Source organism: Rhizobium sophorae, from assembly GCF_013087515.1.
Classification (GTDB): domain Bacteria; phylum Pseudomonadota; class Alphaproteobacteria; order Rhizobiales; family Rhizobiaceae; genus Rhizobium; species Rhizobium sophorae.
In genome coordinates this window covers 267,505-283,587 of the sequence record NZ_JABFCN010000048.1, presented here as the reverse complement: position 1 = coordinate 283,587, position 16,083 = coordinate 267,505, and the positions used below count along the sequence as shown (strand labels likewise).

Here is a 16,083-nt window from a genome sequence, read left to right as displayed (position 1 = left end):
CGATTCGTCCTTCCGGCATCGGGAGAGCGGATCGGATGACGAAAAAGATTCTTGTTCTCGGCGGCGCCCATATCGACCGGCGCGGCCGCATCTCCGGCGAGACGGCGCCTGGCGCCAGCAATCCCGGCACATGGTTCGAGGAGCCGGGCGGCGGTGGCTTCAATGCGGCGCGCAACTTGGCAAGGCTCGGTTTTCAGGTGACGATGATCTCGCCGCGCGGCGGCGATCCGATGGGCGAGACGGTCGGAGAAGCTGCCGATTTCGCCGGCATCGACGACCGGCCCTTCGTCTTCCTCGACCGCAAGACGCCGAGCTATACGGCGATCATCGAGAAGGACGGCAATCTGGTGATCGCCCTTGCCGACATGGATCTCTACCGCTTTTTCGTGCCGCGGCGTCTCTCCATCCGCTGGGTGCGGGAGGCATTCGCCGCCCATGATTTCATCCTCTTCGACGCCAACCTGCCGGAAGAGACGATCGCTGCGATCGTCGCAAAGGCACATTCGCTAAGCAAGCCCGTTGCGGCAATCGCCATCTCGCCGGCGAAGGTCGTCAGGCTGAAGCCCTGCATCGGGGATATCGACTACCTGTTCCTGAATGAGGCTGAAGCCGCCGCCCTTGCCGGCGAGCGGCCGGAAGACGCCGCCGGCTGGCCACCTTTGCTGAACGAGATCGGCATCAGGAATGCCGTCGTCACCCGCGGCCGGCGCGAGCTCGTGGCGCTTTGCGAGGGCCGCGCCGTGACGCTGCAGCCGCCGATCGCCGACACCGTCGCCGATGTTACGGGCGCCGGCGATTCTCTTGCGGCCGGCACGCTGGCTGCCTTGATGCTCGGCCTGCCGCTCGAAGAAGCCGTCCGCCACGGCACTGCGGCCGCCATACTGACCGTGCAGTCGCGGCACGCCGTCAACGAAAATCTGACGCCCGACCTGCTGAATGAGGTGCTCGCCCTTGTTCCCAAGGTCAGAATTCTGCATTGAAGCGGCTCATTAAATAGTTGAGCATGATGCCGTCCGAAAACCGCTCACACTTTTCGGCACCATGCTCTGTCGATCACAGGACAAGACCATGACCAAGCCCATCTCCCCTCTTCTGCCGATCGCCTATTCGAAGGAAGTCGCCAGCGCCAAGCAGCGCGGCGCGCCGCTGGTGGCGCTGGAATCGACGATCATCACCCATGGCATGCCCTATCCCGGCAATATCGAGATGGCCCGCAGCGTCGAGGCGATCATTCGCGAACAGGGTGCGGTGCCGGCAACGATCGCCGTCATTCATGGCACGCTGCACATCGGCCTTGAAGCCGCGGAACTGGAGCAACTCGCCAAGGCGACCGAAGTGATGAAGGTGTCGCGCGCCGATCTCGCCTTCGCCATCGCCGAGCGCCGCACGGGTGCCACCACGGTCGCGGCGACAATGATCGCGGCGGCGCGCGCCGGCATCCGTGTCTTTGCCACAGGCGGCATCGGCGGCGTGCATCGCGGCGCCGAGGAAAGCTTCGATATATCAGCCGATCTCGAGGAACTGGCGCGCACCGGCGTCATCGTCGTCTGCGCCGGCGCCAAGGCAATCCTCGACATTCCGAAAACGCTGGAAGTGCTGGAAACTCGCGGCGTGCCTGTCGTCACCTATGAGAGCGAGGAATTCCCCGCCTTCTGGTCGCGCTCCTCCGGCATCCCAAGCCCGCTGTCGCTGAACAGCCCGGCCGCCATCGCCAATTTCCAGGCGGTGCGCGAGCAGCTCGGCATCGACGGCGGCATGCTCGTCGCCAACCCCGTGCCCGAGGCCGACGAGATCGCGCGTGAGGAGATGGAAATCTATATCGAGCGGGCGCTCGACAGTGCCGAGCGCGACGAAGTCACCGGCAAGGCGGTCACACCTTATCTTCTGTCGACCATTTTCGACCTGACGGATGGCCAGAGCCTCAAGACCAATATCGCGCTGGTCGAGAACAACGCGCGGCTTGCTGCTGAGATTGCGGTGGCGCTGGGTGAATGAGGACTACGGCCCGCCGGCGGTGCCAGGCAAGCCCCCTCTGCCCTGCCGGGCATCTCCCCACGGGTGGGGAGATTGGCAGGAAGCACCGGCTTCCCCAACCAAGTATCCATTGCAGCTCGGCGAAACGTTGATGTGATGGAAAGCGTTCGCCCCTTGTGATCTCCCCACCCGTGGGGGAGATGCCCGGCAGGGCAGAGGGGGCTGACACGGCACAACGCCCACGCTCACCCTCCGACAACCCTCCCTCACCCGTCCAACGTCTCCTTCACCACAACAGCGAGCTGCTTCAGCGAAAACGGCTTCGGCAGGAAGCCAAATTTCGCCTCCGGCGGCAGATTGCGGGCAAAGGCATCTTCGGCATAACCGGAAACGAAGATGAACTTCATGTCGGGATAGGTCTTGCGCAGCTCGCGCAGCAGCGTCGGGCCATCCATTTCGGGCATCACGACGTCGGAAACGACGATATCGACCTTGCCGTCGAGTTCTTCCAAGATGCTCAGCGCCTCGACGCCCGAGCCCGCCTCGTGCACGGTGTAGCCGCGCGTTTCCAGCATGCGCTTGCCGCCCCGGCGCACCGCCTCCTCGTCCTCGACGAGAAGGATGACGGCCGATCCCGTCAGGTCTTCCGGCTGCTGCGGCGATACCGGCAGCGGCACCACTTCGGCCCCGGCGATGGCGCCGTCGATCGAGCCCGCTTCGGCGGCCACCGCCGGCTCCGGAATGTGGCGCGGCAGGAAGACGCGGAAGGTCGTGCCCTTGCCGACTTCGGATTCCGGCTGGATGTAGCCGCCCGACTGCTTGACGATGCCGTAGACCATGGCGAGGCCAAGCCCGGTGCCCTTGCCGACATCCTTGGTGGTGAAGAACGGCTCGAAGATCTTGTCCATGATCTCCGGTGCGATACCGGTGCCGTTATCGGCGACTTCGACCAGCACCATGTCCTCTGCCGGCATGTAGGAGTAATTGAAGGCCGAGACCTCGGCGGCGGTCAGATTGCGGGTGCGTAGCGTCAGCGTACCGCCTTCGGGCATTGCGTCGCGCGCGTTGACGCAGAGATTGATCAGCACCTGCTCGAATTGCGAAAGGTCGGTTTTGACAGGCCAGAGGTCGCGGCCATATTGCACGTCGAGCTTGACGTTGGTGCCGGAAAGCAGCCGGTCGACCAGCATGCGCAGGTCGCCGACGACATCGGTGAGGTTCAGCACCGAGGGCCGCATCGTCTGCTTGCGTGAGAAGGCGAGCAGCTGGCGCACCAGCACGGCGGCGCGGTTGGCGTTGCGCTTGATCTCTATCAGGTCGGCGAAGCTGGCATCCGCCGGCCGCGCCTGCAGCAGCAGATGGTCGGAGGAAAGCAGGATCGCGGTCAGCACATTGTTGAAATCATGCGCGATGCCGCCGGCGAGCGTGCCGACCGCATTCATCTTCTGCGTCTGCGCCATCTGCGCTTCCAGCGCCTTCTGCTCGGTCACCTCGACGGCATAAACGATCGCCGCCTCCTCTGGCGCCTCGTCGCTCTGGTCGATGACGGCATTGACATAGAAGCGGAAATAGCGCGCCTCGTCGGTCGGTGTGCGGGTGTCGAGGGGCGCGATGTCGCCCTGCCGGTCCTTGGCCGCCGCCAGCGCCGCGGCCAGCTGTGGCCGGTCGCTCTCCTGCACGATGGTTTCAAGATGCGGCGCCTTTTCGAGATCGTCGCGTGAGACGACGCCGGAGAACATCTTCAGGAACGGCGCGTTGGTGCGCAGGATGCGCCCGCTGCCGTCGACCGAGGCGATCGCCATCGGCGTGTTGTTGAAGAAGCGGGTGAAGCGCATGGCGGCGGCCGAAGCGGACTGGCCGCCGGCATCGCTCTTTTCACGCGCCAGCACGATCGTCCGGCTTTCGCCCGGTGCGCCGTCGCGCATCGAGGTGACGCTGTGGATGATTTGTACCGGCAGGCTCTGGCCGTTGGTCTTGCGCAGGTCGAGATCGAGCGTCACGGTCTTCTTCAGGCCCGGTTCGGCCTGCACCGACTGGATCAGCGCCAGTCCCTCGCCCGCCACGACGTCGCCGATCGTCATCGAGCCCGGCACGAACTTGGTGAGGTCGAGGCCCAGCCACTCGGCAAGCGTCGCATTCAGGTAGAAGATCTCGCCCTTCCTGCCGGCGGAAAAGAAGCCCGCCGGCGCATGGTCGAGATAGTCGATCGCGTTCTGCAATTCCTTGAAGAAGCGCTCCTGGTCGTCGCGCTCCGTGGTGATGTCGGTGATCTGCCAGATCTGCAACGGCTTGCCGCCATTTTCCTCCGGCTGCAGCAGCCGCGCCTTCAGCCGGTACCAATGCGCGCCGGAGCTGTTGCTGCCAGGCCCAACGGCGCGCAGCAGGCGAAATTCCTCCCGCCCTTCCTTGCCCTCGCGCAGGCCGTTGACCAGCCTGTAGAGCGCCTCGTTGGATTCGCGATGGCGCGACAGCAGCGTTTCCAGCGTCTGCACCTCGGTCGCTTTGCGCGCGCCGGTCAGCGCGCCATAGGCGGCATTGGCATAGATGATCCGGCCCTTCTCGTCGGTAATCAGCGTTCCGTCGGGATGGCTGTTGAGGAAGGCACGCGCCAGGCTGTCGGACTGGTGCTGCGGCATCACCTCGATGAAGCCGATGACCGAAGACACCAGGAAGAAGATGCCGACCATGGCGAGCACGCCGAGACCTCCAAGCACGACCTCGTTGTCGAGCGATTTTTTGAAGAAGACGAAGGCGCCGGCAGCCGCGATCAGCACGAGCGCCAGCAGAAGAATACGCAAGACCGTGCCAGAACGCCCCCCACGATCCACAAGCGGTGCGTTATAGTCGTCGGCCTGACGCGGTTTCGTCATGTATTCCTCACATAAGCCCTCCCGCTTCGTAGCACGAACACGAAGCAGGAATCAGGCACTCTTTCCTTCTTAGCAATTTGCCGCGTCGGCAAAAACACCGCTAGCCGGCAAGACTGCTTGAATTCACAGGCAACAGCGCCATCTGCCCCAGAAGCCCAACGCTGCCACCCGTGCGCAAGGTCGCCGGGTGCCAAGCAGCGGAACACGAAATCGCGTTCTCCCGTGACTGGACAGCATCGGCGGCCCTTGCCTAAGGAACGGAAAAGTCGTCAATATGTGCCGAATGCGAAATGGAGTGAGTGACTATGTTGGATGATGTTGTCGGAGCTTATGGCAGCCGTTTCCTGCTTGCGGCCGGTGGCGTAGGCCTGGCGCTTCTCCTGCTCATCATCGTGCTCTGGGTGATCCGCAGCCGGGCGCCCTCACCCTTCGTGCGCGGCGGCCGCAACCGCCAACCCCGCCTGCAAGTGCTGGATGCCGCAGCCGTCGATGCCCGTCGCCGGCTGGTGCTGGTGCGCCGCGACGATGTCGAGCACCTGATCATGATCGGCGGCCCGAGCGATATCGTCATCGAAAGCCGTATCCTGCCGGCAGCGGCCGAGCAGCCGGACCGCGCCATCCGTCCGCAACCCGTCGAGCAGCGTCCGATATCTGTCGCGCGGCCGGAAACGCCACCGGTCTCGCCACCGCGCCCGCCGGTCGCAGCCCGTGTCGAGCCGGCCGCCGAGCCCACTTTCTCCGCGCCGGCTTCGCCAGAGCCGCGCCCGCGGCCAGAATCATCGGCCCAACCGTTGGCCCAACCGCCGGCCCAGCCTGCCGTGGCACCGCCGGTGGTCACGAGCCCCCTTCCGGCAGAGCCGGTGACAGCGCCGCTGTCGGCCGAACGCGACAATCCTCTGCGTGCCGTCCCGCCCCAGCCGCGCCCACTGGAGCGTCCCGTCGTTCCCCCGGCCGCGCAGCCCATACCGTTTCACGATACCTCAAGTGCCGCCGAGATCCTCGATGCCGCCCGCCAGCGCGTGCTGCCGCAGCAGCGCATCGAACCCGAGGTCTCCGCCCCGCCTGTCAAGGATATGCCGGCGGCCGCACGCGCCGCACCAGGTAGCGCCGAAGACGATTCGGCCGCGCAGTCGGCAGCAGCGAGCCGTCTTGATTTCCAGCGGGTGCTGGAACAGGAAATGTCGAACAATCTGACCGCCGAACGCATCGTGCCGGCGCCGGCAAACCAGGCGCCCCGGCCCGGAGCGCCGCAACCCGGAAACCTGCCGCGCCGCGATCCGGAAATGGCCCCGATCACCGGCGCCGATACCGATCTGCAAAAGGAAGTCGCCCGTATCTTCGGCGAGATGAGCGTCAACCGCGACAAGTGACTGGGCACGACAAGTGACCGGGCGCGACAAGTGAGCGGAGCGTACCTCCGACTTTCCTTCATCACCAAGTTGCATAAAAGCCGCAATGCCGCGACTTTCAGTTCCCGATGCGTCAGGGGACTCCATCTTGTGCTGATAATTTGGTATCGCTCCGGTTGAAGAGCGTTGGCGCATCGAGGTCATAGTTTGCCTAAGTAAATACCGGTCTCACTCCAATTTCACCCGTACTGCCGGACAGCGACGCGCTGACGGCGTATGAACATGTTCATCGGGTGGTGGCGAGAGACCGGTTTGGCATTGTTGACATGTGCCATGTGCAGCTCCGCTGTCTCAGCTCTTCCGCCGCCCAGAACATCGCCACACCGCGCCCGCAAGGGCTTTCTCACGCACCATCCTGGTGGACTTCCGAACGGAAGACCAACACGATATGTGCAATACCCTTCGGGTCCGATGGACCATTCTGCCGAAAACAGCGCCCCAGCCCTGGATTGTATGCAGCGGCTGCGGGGGACTCAGAGCTTTCCGATGCAGCAACAAGATCCGGCTCAACGCCAATGGCCGCAAGCTCGATGCCTGGCTTATCTACAAATGCTCGACCTGCGAAAAGACGTGGAACCGTCCGATCTTCGAGCGCCGCAATGTTCGCGACATCGATCCCGCGATCCTCGAGGCGTTGCAGTCCAACGATCCGGATTGGATCCGGGCAGAAGCGTTCAACCTCGACGCTCTCAGGCGCAAGTCGCAGCATGTCGACGAGTTTGCCGAATTTGAAATCGCAAAAGAGATGCAGCAGGAAATTGCCAATTGGACGCGACTGGAAATCGAACTGATGGTCCCGTTTCCATCAAGTACGCGCCTCGACCGCCTGCTGGCGTCCGAGTTGCAAGTTTCACGCACCCGGCTACAGGCTCTTCACGATGGTGGCATGCTGCGGACGGATTCGAATCGAGCCGACGTTTTGCAGCGGCGGATCAAGAGCGGCACCACGGTTACAGTCGACCTCGTCGCCGAGACCGGCCGGGAGCAATGGTGGAGGTCTGTGGCGACCGGAAGCTCACCGTAATTGTAAAAGGCGCCGCGATCGGATCGCGGCGCCTGTTCTGCTTTCATGCCTGCATGAAAATTGTCATTCGTCGCGATAGACCTTTTCGCGGCGTTCGTGGCGCTCCTGCGCCTCGATCGACAATGTCGCGATCGGGCGGGCGTCGAGACGCTTAAGGCCGATCGGTTCGCCGGTTTCCTCGCAATAGCCGTAGGTGCCGTCTTCGATGCGCTGCAGTGCCGCGTCGATCTTTGAAATCAGCTTTCGCTGTCTGTCACGGGCGCGAAGTTCGATCGCCCGGTCTGTTTCCGACGACGCCCGGTCGGCGAGGTCGGGATGGTTTGCGCTTTCCTCGGCCAGATGGTCGAGTGTCTCACGCGCTTCTCTAAGGATATCATTTCTCCATGCAACCAGCTTCGCCCTGAAGTACGCACGCTGGTTTACGTTCATGAATTCTTCCTCTTCCGAGGGAACGTAATTGCTAAGATCGATCTTCTCACTCAACGCGATTCTCCTGAAGAACATCTCATCTGGCCGGGTGTATATCCCAAGCGCTAGCCGCGATTCAAGCCTAATACGACAGGTAAACAGATTTTTAAATCTGTTACAGTTTTCGGCTAACAGACTATTTTCTCATCATTATTCCGGCCTGCGTTTTTTGCTTCGCCTTCAAAAGGCCGTGTTGTCAGCCGCGTTTTGGGCAGCTGGAGCAGCGCGGACGGTTGACGCCGGCCGATTGCAACCGCTACTGAAAAGGCCCGCTGGATCCTGGATTTGCCCATGACCGTACCCCTGCCTCCGCCCAACCGCATCTATCTCCTGCGCCACGCCGAGGCCGCCTGGGCCGAACCCGGACAGCGCGATTTCGACCGGCCGCTCAACGAAAAGGGCTTTGGCGATGCCGAAATCATCGCCGATAAGGCCGCCGACAAGGGCTACCGTCCCGATCTTGTGATCAGTTCGACTGCACTGCGCTGCCGCGACACCGCCGGGGCCGTCCACCGGGCAATGGGCGTCACGCTCGACGTGCGCTATGTCGATGCGCTCTACAACGCCACGGTCGATACCTATCTGGAGATCGTCGATGCGCAGGATGAGGCGGCCGTCATGCTGGTCGGCCACAATCCAACCATGGAGCAGGCGCTGGAAGCGCTGATCGGTCATGAGGCGATGGCAAGCGCCCTTCCCGGCGGCTTCCCGACGGCAGGCCTTGCCGTCGTCGATTACGACGCTTCCGCCGCCGTCTGGCGCCTCACCGATTTCGTCGTCGTCTGAAGACTTTCGCGCCGCGTCTTTTGCGGGCGGCGCGCCCTTCCTATATTGCCGGCAGTCACCAACCGGAATCGCGCCTTGCCGCCACGCCTGACATCCTTTGCCGATGACGCCCGCATCGCCTTCGACAATCTCGCCGACCGGGCGAGCGGCCTCGTCAACCCAACCGTGCGGCTCGGCGTTACCGGCCTCTCCCGCTCCGGCAAGACGGTCTTCATCTCCTCGCTGGTTCACAATCTGCTGCATGGCGGCCGACTGCCACTGTTCGAGCCGATCCAATCCGGCCGCGTCTCGGCGGTGCGGCTGGAGCCGCAGCCGGATGATGCCGTGCCACGCTTCCAGTACGAGGACCATATCCGCGCGCTGGTGAAGGACCGTATCTGGCCGGATTCGACCCGCGCCATATCAGAACTGCGCATCACGCTGGATTATCAGAGCGCCAGCGGCTGGAATCGGTTGTTTTCGCCCGGTCGCTTGTCGATCGATATCGTCGATTATCCCGGCGAATGGCTGCTCGACCTGCCGCTGCTCGGCAAGGACTACCGCACGTTCAGCGAAGAGACGATCGCGCTTGCCGAAACCGGCGTCCGCTCCGAGCTGTCGCGCCAATGGCTGGCGCTGACACGTGCCGCCGATATCCATGCCGGCGCCGACGAGATGGTCGCCCGCGACCTCGCCACCGCTTTTGCCGATTATCTCAAAGCCTGCAAAGCCGACGAACGCTCGCTTTCCACCTTGCCGCCTGGCCGTCTGCTCCTGCCCGGCGATCTCGACGGCTCGCCGGCGTTGACCTTCGCGCCGCTGGCTCTGCCGCCGGATGGCCGTCCCGGCCGCGGCTCGCTCTGGACGATGATGGAGCGGCGCTACGAGGCCTACAAATCGGTCGTCGTCAAACCTTTCTTCCGCGAGCATTTCGCCCGGCTCGACCGCCAGATCGTCCTGGTTGATGCGCTGCAGGCGATGAACCGCGGCCCCGAAGCCGTGCAGGATCTGGAGCGCGCACTGACCGACGTGCTCGCCTGTTTCCGCCCCGGCACCAATTCGCTGCTCTCCTCCCTGCTCGGGCGCCGCATCGACCGCGTGCTGGTCGCTGCCACCAAGGCCGATCATCTCCATCATGAAAGCCACGACCGGCTCGATGCCCTGACCCGCCGCCTGGTGGATCGCGCCATAGACCGCATCGGCATGGCCGGCGCCGGCATCGACGTCATGGCGCTTGCCTCCGTGCGCGCCACCCGCGAGGCAACCGTCAAACGCGACGGCCATGAATTGCCGGTTATCGTCGGCACGCCGATGGAGGGCGAAACCATCGCCGGCGAGCGTTTCGACGGGGAGAGAAAGACCGCGATCTTCCCCGGCGACCTGCCGGAGGATCCAGAAAGCCTGTTCGACCGCATCGCCTCGGGCGAGACCGGCCTGCAACTGCCCGATGTCAACGTCGTCAGGTTCCGGCCGCCGCATCTTGAGGAAACCGGCGGCGGCATCAAGCTGTCGGTGCCGCATATCCGCCTCGACCGCGCCATGCAGTTTCTGTTCGGAGACCGTCTCGCATGAGCAAGCCCCCGTCCGATCCGCCGCGCCGCGCACCCGCCGCCTTCAGCTATGAGGACGAAGCCACAGAGCGGCGTGACAACGGCCGGCAAGGAGGTGAGCGGCGCAAGCCGGAAAGCTTCTCCGAGAACATCGTCGTGACGCCGGATGAGGACGATCCCTTCGTCAATCCCGACAAGGATCTGAGCGCGGTCCCCGTTGCAGCGCCGCGCAAGCGGCGGACCTCCTTCGGCAAGATCGCCGCCGGCGCCTTCGGCATCCTGCTGTCGCTCGCCATCGGCCTCTGGACCGATAGCCTGATCCGCGATCTTTTCACCCGCGCCGACTGGTTGGGTTATGCCGCCCTTGCCGTGCTCGCAGTCGGCATCCTCGCCGTACTTGCCCTCGTCATCCGCGAAACCGTCGGCATGATGCGCCTTGCCGCCGTCCAGACGATCAAGGCCGAGGCAGACGCGGCGATGCTCGAAACCCGACCAGTGAAAGCGCGCGCCGTAGTCGCACGCCTTACCACGCTCCTTTCCACCAATCCGGAGACGGCGAAGGGCCGCGCGACGCTGAAGGCGACCGAGGGCGAGGTTATCGATCCCCCGCATCTGATCGCGCTCGCCGAACGGGAACTGCTCGCTCCGCTCGACCGCAAGGCCCGCGCCCTGATCGTCAACGCCTCGAAGCGCGTCTCGATCGTTACCGCCGTCAGCCCGCGCGCCGTGGTCGACCTGCTCTACGTGCTCTATGAGGCCGTGCGCCTCATCCGCGCCATGGCCGAGCTTTACGGCGGCCGTCCCGGCACGCTCGGCATGTTCCGTCTGCTGCGTGACGTACTGGCGCATCTGGCCGTCACCGGCTCTATTGCCGTTGGCGACAGCCTCGTCCAGCAGGTGCTCGGCCACGGGCTGGCCTCGAAGCTCTCGGCCCGACTGGGCGAAGGCGTCATCAACGGCCTGATGACCGCCCGAATTGGAATCGCGGCGATGGATCTCTGCCGCCCGCTCGCCTTCCGCGCCCTGAAGCGGCCGGGAATCGGTGATTTCATCGGCGATCTCACTCCCTCCATGTCGCCGCGCGGCAACAATCCCTGAACAAAGCAGCGAATAACCAGATTTTGCCTCCCCTTGCGTAATGCCGAAGAAACTCTAGCATATTCAACGCTTTAGTGAAGAAGATTTAAAATCTCTGCCGCACGAAAGCTCTGTGTTGCCTTGCATTTCGGCGCAATCGAAAGGAAGGATTAACCATTCTTCGGCAAAACTTGCAGTCAGTTCGTGAGTGGTGTTTGCCAAGGAAAATCCATGTATTCGCGCAAGTTTCTCATCGTATGCGGCTTGGCCGCCGCGGCATTGTCTCCCGTCGCAGATGTCGCACCGGCAGCCACGGCTGCAACCCGTGACAAGGCCTTCTTCGATTCCGTCGCCGGCTCCTGGAAGGGCCCCGGTGAAATCGTCGCCGGCAAGTACAAGGGCACAAAATTCACCTGCAACCTGATCGGTGAGCCCACCGGCGACAGCAGCGCCGGCATCAAGCTCGACGGCACCTGCCGCGTCGGCGTCTTCAAGCAGCCGATGACCGCCGTCATCTCTCAGTCGGGCTCGAGCTATAAGGGCAAATTCCTCGACGGCGCCGCCGGCAAGGGCCTTGACGTCGTCTCCGGTGCCGTCAGCGAGGATACCGTCGTTGTCGGCATCAACCGCGCCAAGCTGAATGGTGCGATGATCGCGCGCGTGCGCGACGACAAGACGATGAACGTCACCGTTTCAGTCAAGGTCGAAAGTCAGATGATCCCGGTGATCGGCCTGACACTGACCCGCCAGGTCGACGAGATGGCCGTCGGTTCCATCCAGTAGACAAACCGCACTGCGGATTTTCCTGAAGCGGCGGGTTTCCCGCCGTTTCCGTTTCAGGTTCCCTTCTTCAGGCGCTCAGCCACCAGTCGCGACTGTCGTCGGCAATCTCGATACCGGTCACTTCGGCATCATCAAGCCAGTCACCGACCGCCCTGCCCCTGACCAGAAGACCCGGCGCGATATCGGCAAGCGGCATCAGCACGAAACCGCGATCGGTCATGCGCGGATGCGGCAGTTCTAGCCGCGGCGCGTCCTGGATCACGTCGCCATAAGTCAGCACGTCGATATCGAGCGTGCGCGGACCCCAACGCTCGATGCGCTCGCGTTTCATCTCTCGTTCGATCGACAGGCAGACATCGAGCAAAGCCTCAGGCTCCAGCCTGGTGTCGACAACAGCACAGGCATTGAAGAAGAACGATTGGTCGGTCTTGCCCCAGGGCGGCGTGCGATAGAGCCGCGAGACCGCCGTAACCCGGCAGTCGTTGCGTCCGTCCAGCTTCTGCAGTGCCGCAGCCATCGCCTTCACAGGGTCGCCGATATTACCGCCGAGGCCGAGTGTGGCGGTTTTTAGTGCGGCCTCAGGCAAAGTGTTCAACGCTCACCTGCACGAAATCGAGCACGCCGGGCACCGGCGCGTTCGGCTTGCGCACCGTGATCTTCGCCCGCCGGATCTGCGGGAATGTCTCGCAGAGCCCCTTGGCGATATCGAGCGCCAGGGCCTCGATCAGGTAGCGCCGCTTGCCGGTGACGATCTGCTCGATCACGGTGAAGGCGATGCCGTAATTGACGGTGTCGTTGATCGAATCGCTTTCCAGCGCCTCGCCGGCGACGACATCGAGCTCGGCATCGACGAAGAAACGCTGGCCGAGGAATTCCTCCTCGTCATGCACGCCGTGGCGCGCGAAGAAGGCGCAGTTCTGCAGCGTGATCGTGTAGGTGGTCATGTCGGCCGCTTCCTCTCGAATTCCTGGCGCGCATTCAGCATAGCATCGGCGATCTCGAGCGCGTCCCTGTTGATTGCGACATTGTGCACGCGGAAAACCGCAGCCCCTTGAAGCCTGAGCAGCGCGCTGGTCGCAGCCGTCGCCGCATCCCTGTCCTGCGCCTCACGCCCCGTCACCGTGCCGAGGAAGCGCTTGCGCGACGTGCCGGCGAGCAGCGGCAAGCCGAAGCGGGAAAGTTCGGAAAACCGCGCCATTAGCTCCAGATTCTCCTCGGCCGTCTCCTTGGCAAAGCCGAAGCCCGGATCGAGCACGATACGGTCGCTGTTGACGCCTGATGCCGCAGCGATCGCAAGCGACCGTTTGAGAAAATGCACCTGGTCGGCGATGACATCGGGAAGCTTCGCCCTGTCGCGGCCGGTATGCATGATACAGAGCCCGGCTCCGGTCACCGCAGCAATATCGGCGATGTCGGGCTCCTTCTGCAGCCCGAAGACGTCGTTGACGATATGGGCGCCGGCACTGATCGCAAGCCGCGCCGTCTCGGCGCGATAAGTGTCGATCGAGATCAGCGCCTGGGTGCGGCCGCGCAGTGCCTGGATAACGGGCAGCACGCGCGCCTGCTCCTCGGAAGGGCTGACGGTTGCTGCGTTCGGCCGGGTCGATTCGCCGCCGATATCGATGATGCCGGCACCCTCGCTCACCGCCCGCAGCGCCTGTTCGACCGCCGCATCGACGGTTTCAAAACGTCCGCCGTCGGAAAAGGAGTCCGGCGTCACGTTGATGATCGCCATGATCACCGAGCGACGGCCGAGTTCGATCTCCCGGCCATGGCCGACACGCCATATGCTGCCTTCGAGCCCTGTCACCAGACTTATCCCATTGATGACGAAAAAAGCGCCATCTGATATTGCGCTTGGGGTGGCTATGCCCCAAGCTCCTGTCGATTTCAACACGGGTTGCGTTCAGAATGCCGCTTGCAGTGCGTTATATGGTCGTTCCCATCGCCTTTTCCATTGCTCTTTCTCTTTGCAGCCCGTCGGCAGCCGAAGTGATCGCATCGAAAAGCTATTCCTATTTCGACATTCGCGGCAAAACCGCGGATGAGCTCGACCGCGAACTCAGCCGGCGCGGCCCAACGGCAAGCGGTTCCTCGGCACGCCATCCCGGCGCTACGAAGATCCGCTTCGGCGGCGAGGCAACCTATGTTCAGAATAACGGGCGCTGCCGCGTCGGCTACGTCAAGGTCACGGTCCACACCCAGATCATCCTGCCGCGCTGGAGCAGCCGCAAGGGCGCCAGCAAGGAGCTGTCGATGATCTGGGACGCGCTGTCGAGCGATATCAAGCGCCACGAGGAGCGCCATGCCGAGATCGCCCGCGACCAGGCCCGCGCCATGGAGCGCGCCATTCGCGCGCTGCCGCGGCAGCGCAGCTGCGAAGCCATGCAGGAACTCGTCTCCGACGAATCAGCTCGCGGTATAGAGGAGCACGACCGGCAGCAGGCGCGATTCGACCGGGTCGAGGCGGTCAATTTTCAGAAGCGCATGCTGAGGTTGCTGAACAATCGAATCAACGGTCGAGCCGGCGCAAAATAAGGTTTTTTCAGTCTGGTTGCGAGCGGAAAACCTTAGCTGCATAACGAAACTTGTGCGAAACTTGCACCCTCCCCAGCGATTTACTGGTCATTTTTCATCCTGGCAGACTCAACCGGAACGCGTTAATATGAACACATTCGAAAGTTCAGGTACGGCATCTGCACTTTCATCGCTGGGTTCTCCTGGCGCGTTCCGAAGCCGCGGATGTTCCTCCCTCATCCGTAGGTAATGCGCCCGCCTCGCCTCGCTCGCTCTAGCGCGCGAGGCGTTTTTTTGGTATCGAATTTTTCGGCGACGTTTGAAGAGCAGCGTGCTTCAGGCCTGGCGTTCCGGCACGTGCACCACGAGCCCGTCATAGACAGCCTTCATCCGGATCTGACAGGACAGCCGCGAGGTCGGGCGCACATCGAAGGCGAAGTCGAGCATGTCCTCTTCCATCGCTTCAGGCTGGCCGACCTTCTCCGTCCACTCCTCGTCGACATAGACATGACAGGTCGCGCAGGCGCAGGCGCCACCGCATTCGGCCTCGATGCCGGGCACCGAATTGCGCACGGCATTCTCCATCACGGTGGAGCCTTGGTCGACATCGAGGTCGAAGCGCGTGCCGTCGAAGGCGACGATGGTAAGTTTGGGCATCAGGACTATTTCCGGTCTTCAAGTGGGTGGGCGGATTTTCTTCCGACAAATCGACGCGTCAGTCAACATCGCGGCAATTCGCCATAGCGTCGCAGATCAGGCCTTCGTCCGCCGTCTTCAAAGCGTCATGAAGCAGGTCGCAAAAAGACCCGAGGTTCCGCAATGGAACAACGGGCCTCGTTCGAACGGCATCTTATGCATGCCATCCAAAACTGTGCAGCGGTTTTGGGACAACGACATGCATCAACGAAAGACTTGGAAATCAGCCGCGGCAGAGCTTCAGAATGAAATTCTCGGCGTCGATGACGGCGGCACCGAGCGCTGCCGTCGCGCCGGCATCGCCGCCGTTCTCCTCGACGGCTTCCGCTGTCTGCGACACGCGGAACGCGCCGACCGAGCTTGCCGCGCCTTTCAGCCGATGCGCGGCTGCGCCGATACGGATTGTTTCGCCGCTGGCAATATCCTGAAGGCATGCGCGGGCCTGACGCGCAAACATCTGAAGGACTTCGAGTTCCAGCGTCTTGTCGCCCATCGTCTGCTTTGCGAGATGGACCAGATCGATCGGCCGGACCTTGGAGGGACACGGTCCCTTTGCATTATCAGGCGCCTCGAATACGATGTTCAATGCTGCCATCTGGGCTGCCATTGCCAATTCTCCCGTCTCTGTCGTCCGCAGTTGCAACAGTTCTGCGACAGGAGGGTGGCCATCACGTTAAATTCCGGCACATTCAGGGTGGAAATCTCGCCATATGGTTAACATCCGTTAAATATCCCTAAATTATTGGTTTTTAAGCCGCGCCTAGGATTCAAAGGTGTTAACAACGGGTTAACGCGCCGTGAATCTCAAGCCTTCATTAATTGTGTGAAGAGCCCAGATGTGTCACTACGGTACTGGTGGAGCGGGTTTATGGTACGCGCCTTTGCCGAGCGAGTGGATAATGGTAGTGTTTTGATACCTTCCGTTTGAAAAAGCGGCTATCTACTCTGAA

At 62.7% G+C, this 16,083-nt stretch carries 16 protein-coding genes; 9 read left to right on the top strand and 7 right to left on the bottom strand.

The window, feature by feature from the left end; translation table 11 throughout:
- Nucleotides 1-35 precede the first annotated feature (35 nt).
- Nucleotides 36-980: a carbohydrate kinase family protein gene (locus G9X64_RS27080; RefSeq protein WP_168317066.1), complete on the top strand. Its 945-nt coding sequence runs from the start codon at nucleotides 36-38 to the stop codon at nucleotides 978-980.
- 88 nt (nucleotides 981-1,068) lie between these two features.
- Nucleotides 1,069-1,995, top strand: a complete 927-nt coding sequence (locus tag G9X64_RS27075) for a pseudouridine-5'-phosphate glycosidase (protein ID WP_171377721.1) — start codon at nucleotides 1,069-1,071, stop codon at nucleotides 1,993-1,995.
- Between the two features lie 245 nt (nucleotides 1,996-2,240).
- On the opposite strand, the gene cckA is transcribed toward G9X64_RS27075, so the two are convergent.
- Entirely contained in the window at nucleotides 2,241-4,844 is a 2,604-nt protein-coding gene (gene cckA, locus G9X64_RS27070; RefSeq protein WP_171377720.1) for a cell cycle histidine kinase CckA, read from the bottom strand.
- A 299-nt stretch (nucleotides 4,845-5,143) separates the two neighbouring features.
- On the opposite strand from cckA, the gene G9X64_RS27065 reads away from it, so the two are divergent.
- Both G9X64_RS27065 and G9X64_RS27060 read left to right on the top strand, forming a co-directional pair.
- Nucleotides 5,144-6,214 (top strand): flagellar biosynthetic protein FliO, encoded by a 1,071-nt coding sequence (locus G9X64_RS27065; protein WP_168317069.1) that lies wholly within the window; start codon nucleotides 5,144-5,146, stop codon nucleotides 6,212-6,214.
- A gap of 427 nt (nucleotides 6,215-6,641) precedes the next feature.
- Entirely contained in the window at nucleotides 6,642-7,277 is a 636-nt protein-coding gene (locus G9X64_RS27060) for a DUF1062 domain-containing protein (protein ID WP_171377806.1), read from the top strand.
- Nucleotides 7,278-7,340: 63 nt separating this feature from the next.
- On the opposite strand, the gene dksA is transcribed toward G9X64_RS27060, so the two are convergent.
- Nucleotides 7,341-7,760, bottom strand: a complete 420-nt coding sequence (gene dksA / locus G9X64_RS27055) for an RNA polymerase-binding protein DksA (protein ID WP_017964517.1) — start codon at nucleotides 7,758-7,760, stop codon at nucleotides 7,341-7,343.
- 276 nt (nucleotides 7,761-8,036) lie between these two features.
- On the opposite strand from dksA, the gene G9X64_RS27050 reads away from it, so the two are divergent.
- From G9X64_RS27050 to G9X64_RS27035, 4 genes are all read left to right on the top strand, one after another.
- Nucleotides 8,037-8,531 (top strand): SixA phosphatase family protein, encoded by a 495-nt coding sequence (locus G9X64_RS27050; RefSeq protein ID WP_168311213.1) that lies wholly within the window; start codon nucleotides 8,037-8,039, stop codon nucleotides 8,529-8,531.
- 75 nt (nucleotides 8,532-8,606) lie between these two features.
- Nucleotides 8,607-10,082: a YcjX family GTP-binding protein gene (locus G9X64_RS27045; RefSeq protein ID WP_171377719.1), complete on the top strand. Its 1,476-nt coding sequence runs from the start codon at nucleotides 8,607-8,609 to the stop codon at nucleotides 10,080-10,082.
- Entirely contained in the window at nucleotides 10,079-11,158 is a 1,080-nt protein-coding gene (locus tag G9X64_RS27040; RefSeq protein WP_171377718.1) for a YcjF family protein, read from the top strand. The genes G9X64_RS27045 and G9X64_RS27040 overlap by 4 nt, the downstream gene beginning before the upstream one ends.
- 210 nt (nucleotides 11,159-11,368) lie before the next feature.
- Nucleotides 11,369-11,920 carry a hypothetical protein gene (locus G9X64_RS27035; protein ID WP_003540146.1) on the top strand — a complete coding sequence of 184 codons (552 nt, stop codon included), beginning with the start codon at nucleotides 11,369-11,371 and terminating at the stop codon, nucleotides 11,918-11,920.
- A 67-nt stretch (nucleotides 11,921-11,987) separates the two neighbouring features.
- On the opposite strand, the gene folK is transcribed toward G9X64_RS27035, so the two are convergent.
- Genes folK through folP form a run of 3 tightly spaced genes read right to left on the bottom strand, consistent with a single transcriptional unit; the run spans nucleotide 11,988 to nucleotide 13,730 of the window.
- On the bottom strand, nucleotides 11,988-12,506 hold the full coding sequence (gene folK / locus G9X64_RS27030; protein WP_168311276.1) for a 2-amino-4-hydroxy-6-hydroxymethyldihydropteridine diphosphokinase: 519 nt from the start codon (nucleotides 12,504-12,506) through the stop codon (nucleotides 11,988-11,990).
- Nucleotides 12,499-12,864, bottom strand: coding sequence for a dihydroneopterin aldolase (folB, locus tag G9X64_RS27025; protein WP_027667693.1), 366 nt, complete (start codon nucleotides 12,862-12,864; stop codon nucleotides 12,499-12,501). Before folB ends, folK begins: the two co-directional genes overlap by 8 nt.
- A complete protein-coding gene (gene folP / locus G9X64_RS27020; RefSeq protein ID WP_168311209.1) occupies nucleotides 12,861-13,730 on the bottom strand; it encodes a dihydropteroate synthase in 870 nt (289 codons plus the stop codon). Before folP ends, folB begins: the two co-directional genes overlap by 4 nt.
- A gap of 101 nt (nucleotides 13,731-13,831) precedes the next feature.
- On the opposite strand from folP, the gene G9X64_RS27015 reads away from it, so the two are divergent.
- Complete coding sequence (locus tag G9X64_RS27015) at nucleotides 13,832-14,458, top strand: DUF922 domain-containing Zn-dependent protease (RefSeq protein ID WP_168311208.1); 627 nt, start codon at nucleotides 13,832-13,834, stop codon at nucleotides 14,456-14,458.
- A 315-nt stretch (nucleotides 14,459-14,773) separates the two neighbouring features.
- Here G9X64_RS27015 and G9X64_RS27010 read toward each other — a convergent pair whose 3' ends face one another.
- Entirely contained in the window at nucleotides 14,774-15,094 is a 321-nt protein-coding gene (locus G9X64_RS27010) for a 2Fe-2S iron-sulfur cluster-binding protein (RefSeq protein ID WP_003540151.1), read from the bottom strand.
- A gap of 262 nt (nucleotides 15,095-15,356) precedes the next feature.
- The gene (locus G9X64_RS27005) at nucleotides 15,357-15,740 is read right to left on the bottom strand and encodes an Hpt domain-containing protein (protein ID WP_003540152.1); all 384 of its coding nucleotides are present in this window, start codon (nucleotides 15,738-15,740) and stop codon (nucleotides 15,357-15,359) included.
- Nucleotides 15,741-16,083: the final 343 nt, after the last annotated feature.

Excerpts from the sequence above, each read along its gene's own strand:
- G9X64_RS27080 (WP_168317066.1), top strand. The coding sequence starts at position 36 with ATGACGAAAAAGATTCTTGTTCTCGGCGGCGCCCATATCGACCGGCGC.
- G9X64_RS27075 (WP_171377721.1), top strand. The coding sequence starts at position 1,069 with ATGACCAAGCCCATCTCCCCTCTTCTGCCGATCGCCTATTCGAAGGAA.
- cckA (WP_171377720.1), bottom strand. The coding sequence starts at position 4,844 with ATGACGAAACCGCGTCAGGCCGACGACTATAACGCACCGCTTGTGGAT.
- G9X64_RS27060 (WP_171377806.1), top strand. The coding sequence starts at position 6,642 with ATGTGCAATACCCTTCGGGTCCGATGGACCATTCTGCCGAAAACAGCG.
- G9X64_RS27050 (WP_168311213.1), top strand. The coding sequence starts at position 8,037 with ATGACCGTACCCCTGCCTCCGCCCAACCGCATCTATCTCCTGCGCCAC.
- G9X64_RS27040 (WP_171377718.1), top strand. The coding sequence starts at position 10,079 with ATGAGCAAGCCCCCGTCCGATCCGCCGCGCCGCGCACCCGCCGCCTTC.
- G9X64_RS27035 (WP_003540146.1), top strand. The coding sequence starts at position 11,369 with ATGTATTCGCGCAAGTTTCTCATCGTATGCGGCTTGGCCGCCGCGGCA.
- folB (WP_027667693.1), bottom strand. The coding sequence starts at position 12,864 with ATGACCACCTACACGATCACGCTGCAGAACTGCGCCTTCTTCGCGCGC.
- G9X64_RS27015 (WP_168311208.1), top strand. The coding sequence starts at position 13,832 with ATGCCGCTTGCAGTGCGTTATATGGTCGTTCCCATCGCCTTTTCCATT.
- G9X64_RS27010 (WP_003540151.1), bottom strand. The coding sequence starts at position 15,094 with ATGCCCAAACTTACCATCGTCGCCTTCGACGGCACGCGCTTCGACCTC.
- G9X64_RS27005 (WP_003540152.1), bottom strand. The coding sequence starts at position 15,740 with ATGGCAGCCCAGATGGCAGCATTGAACATCGTATTCGAGGCGCCTGAT.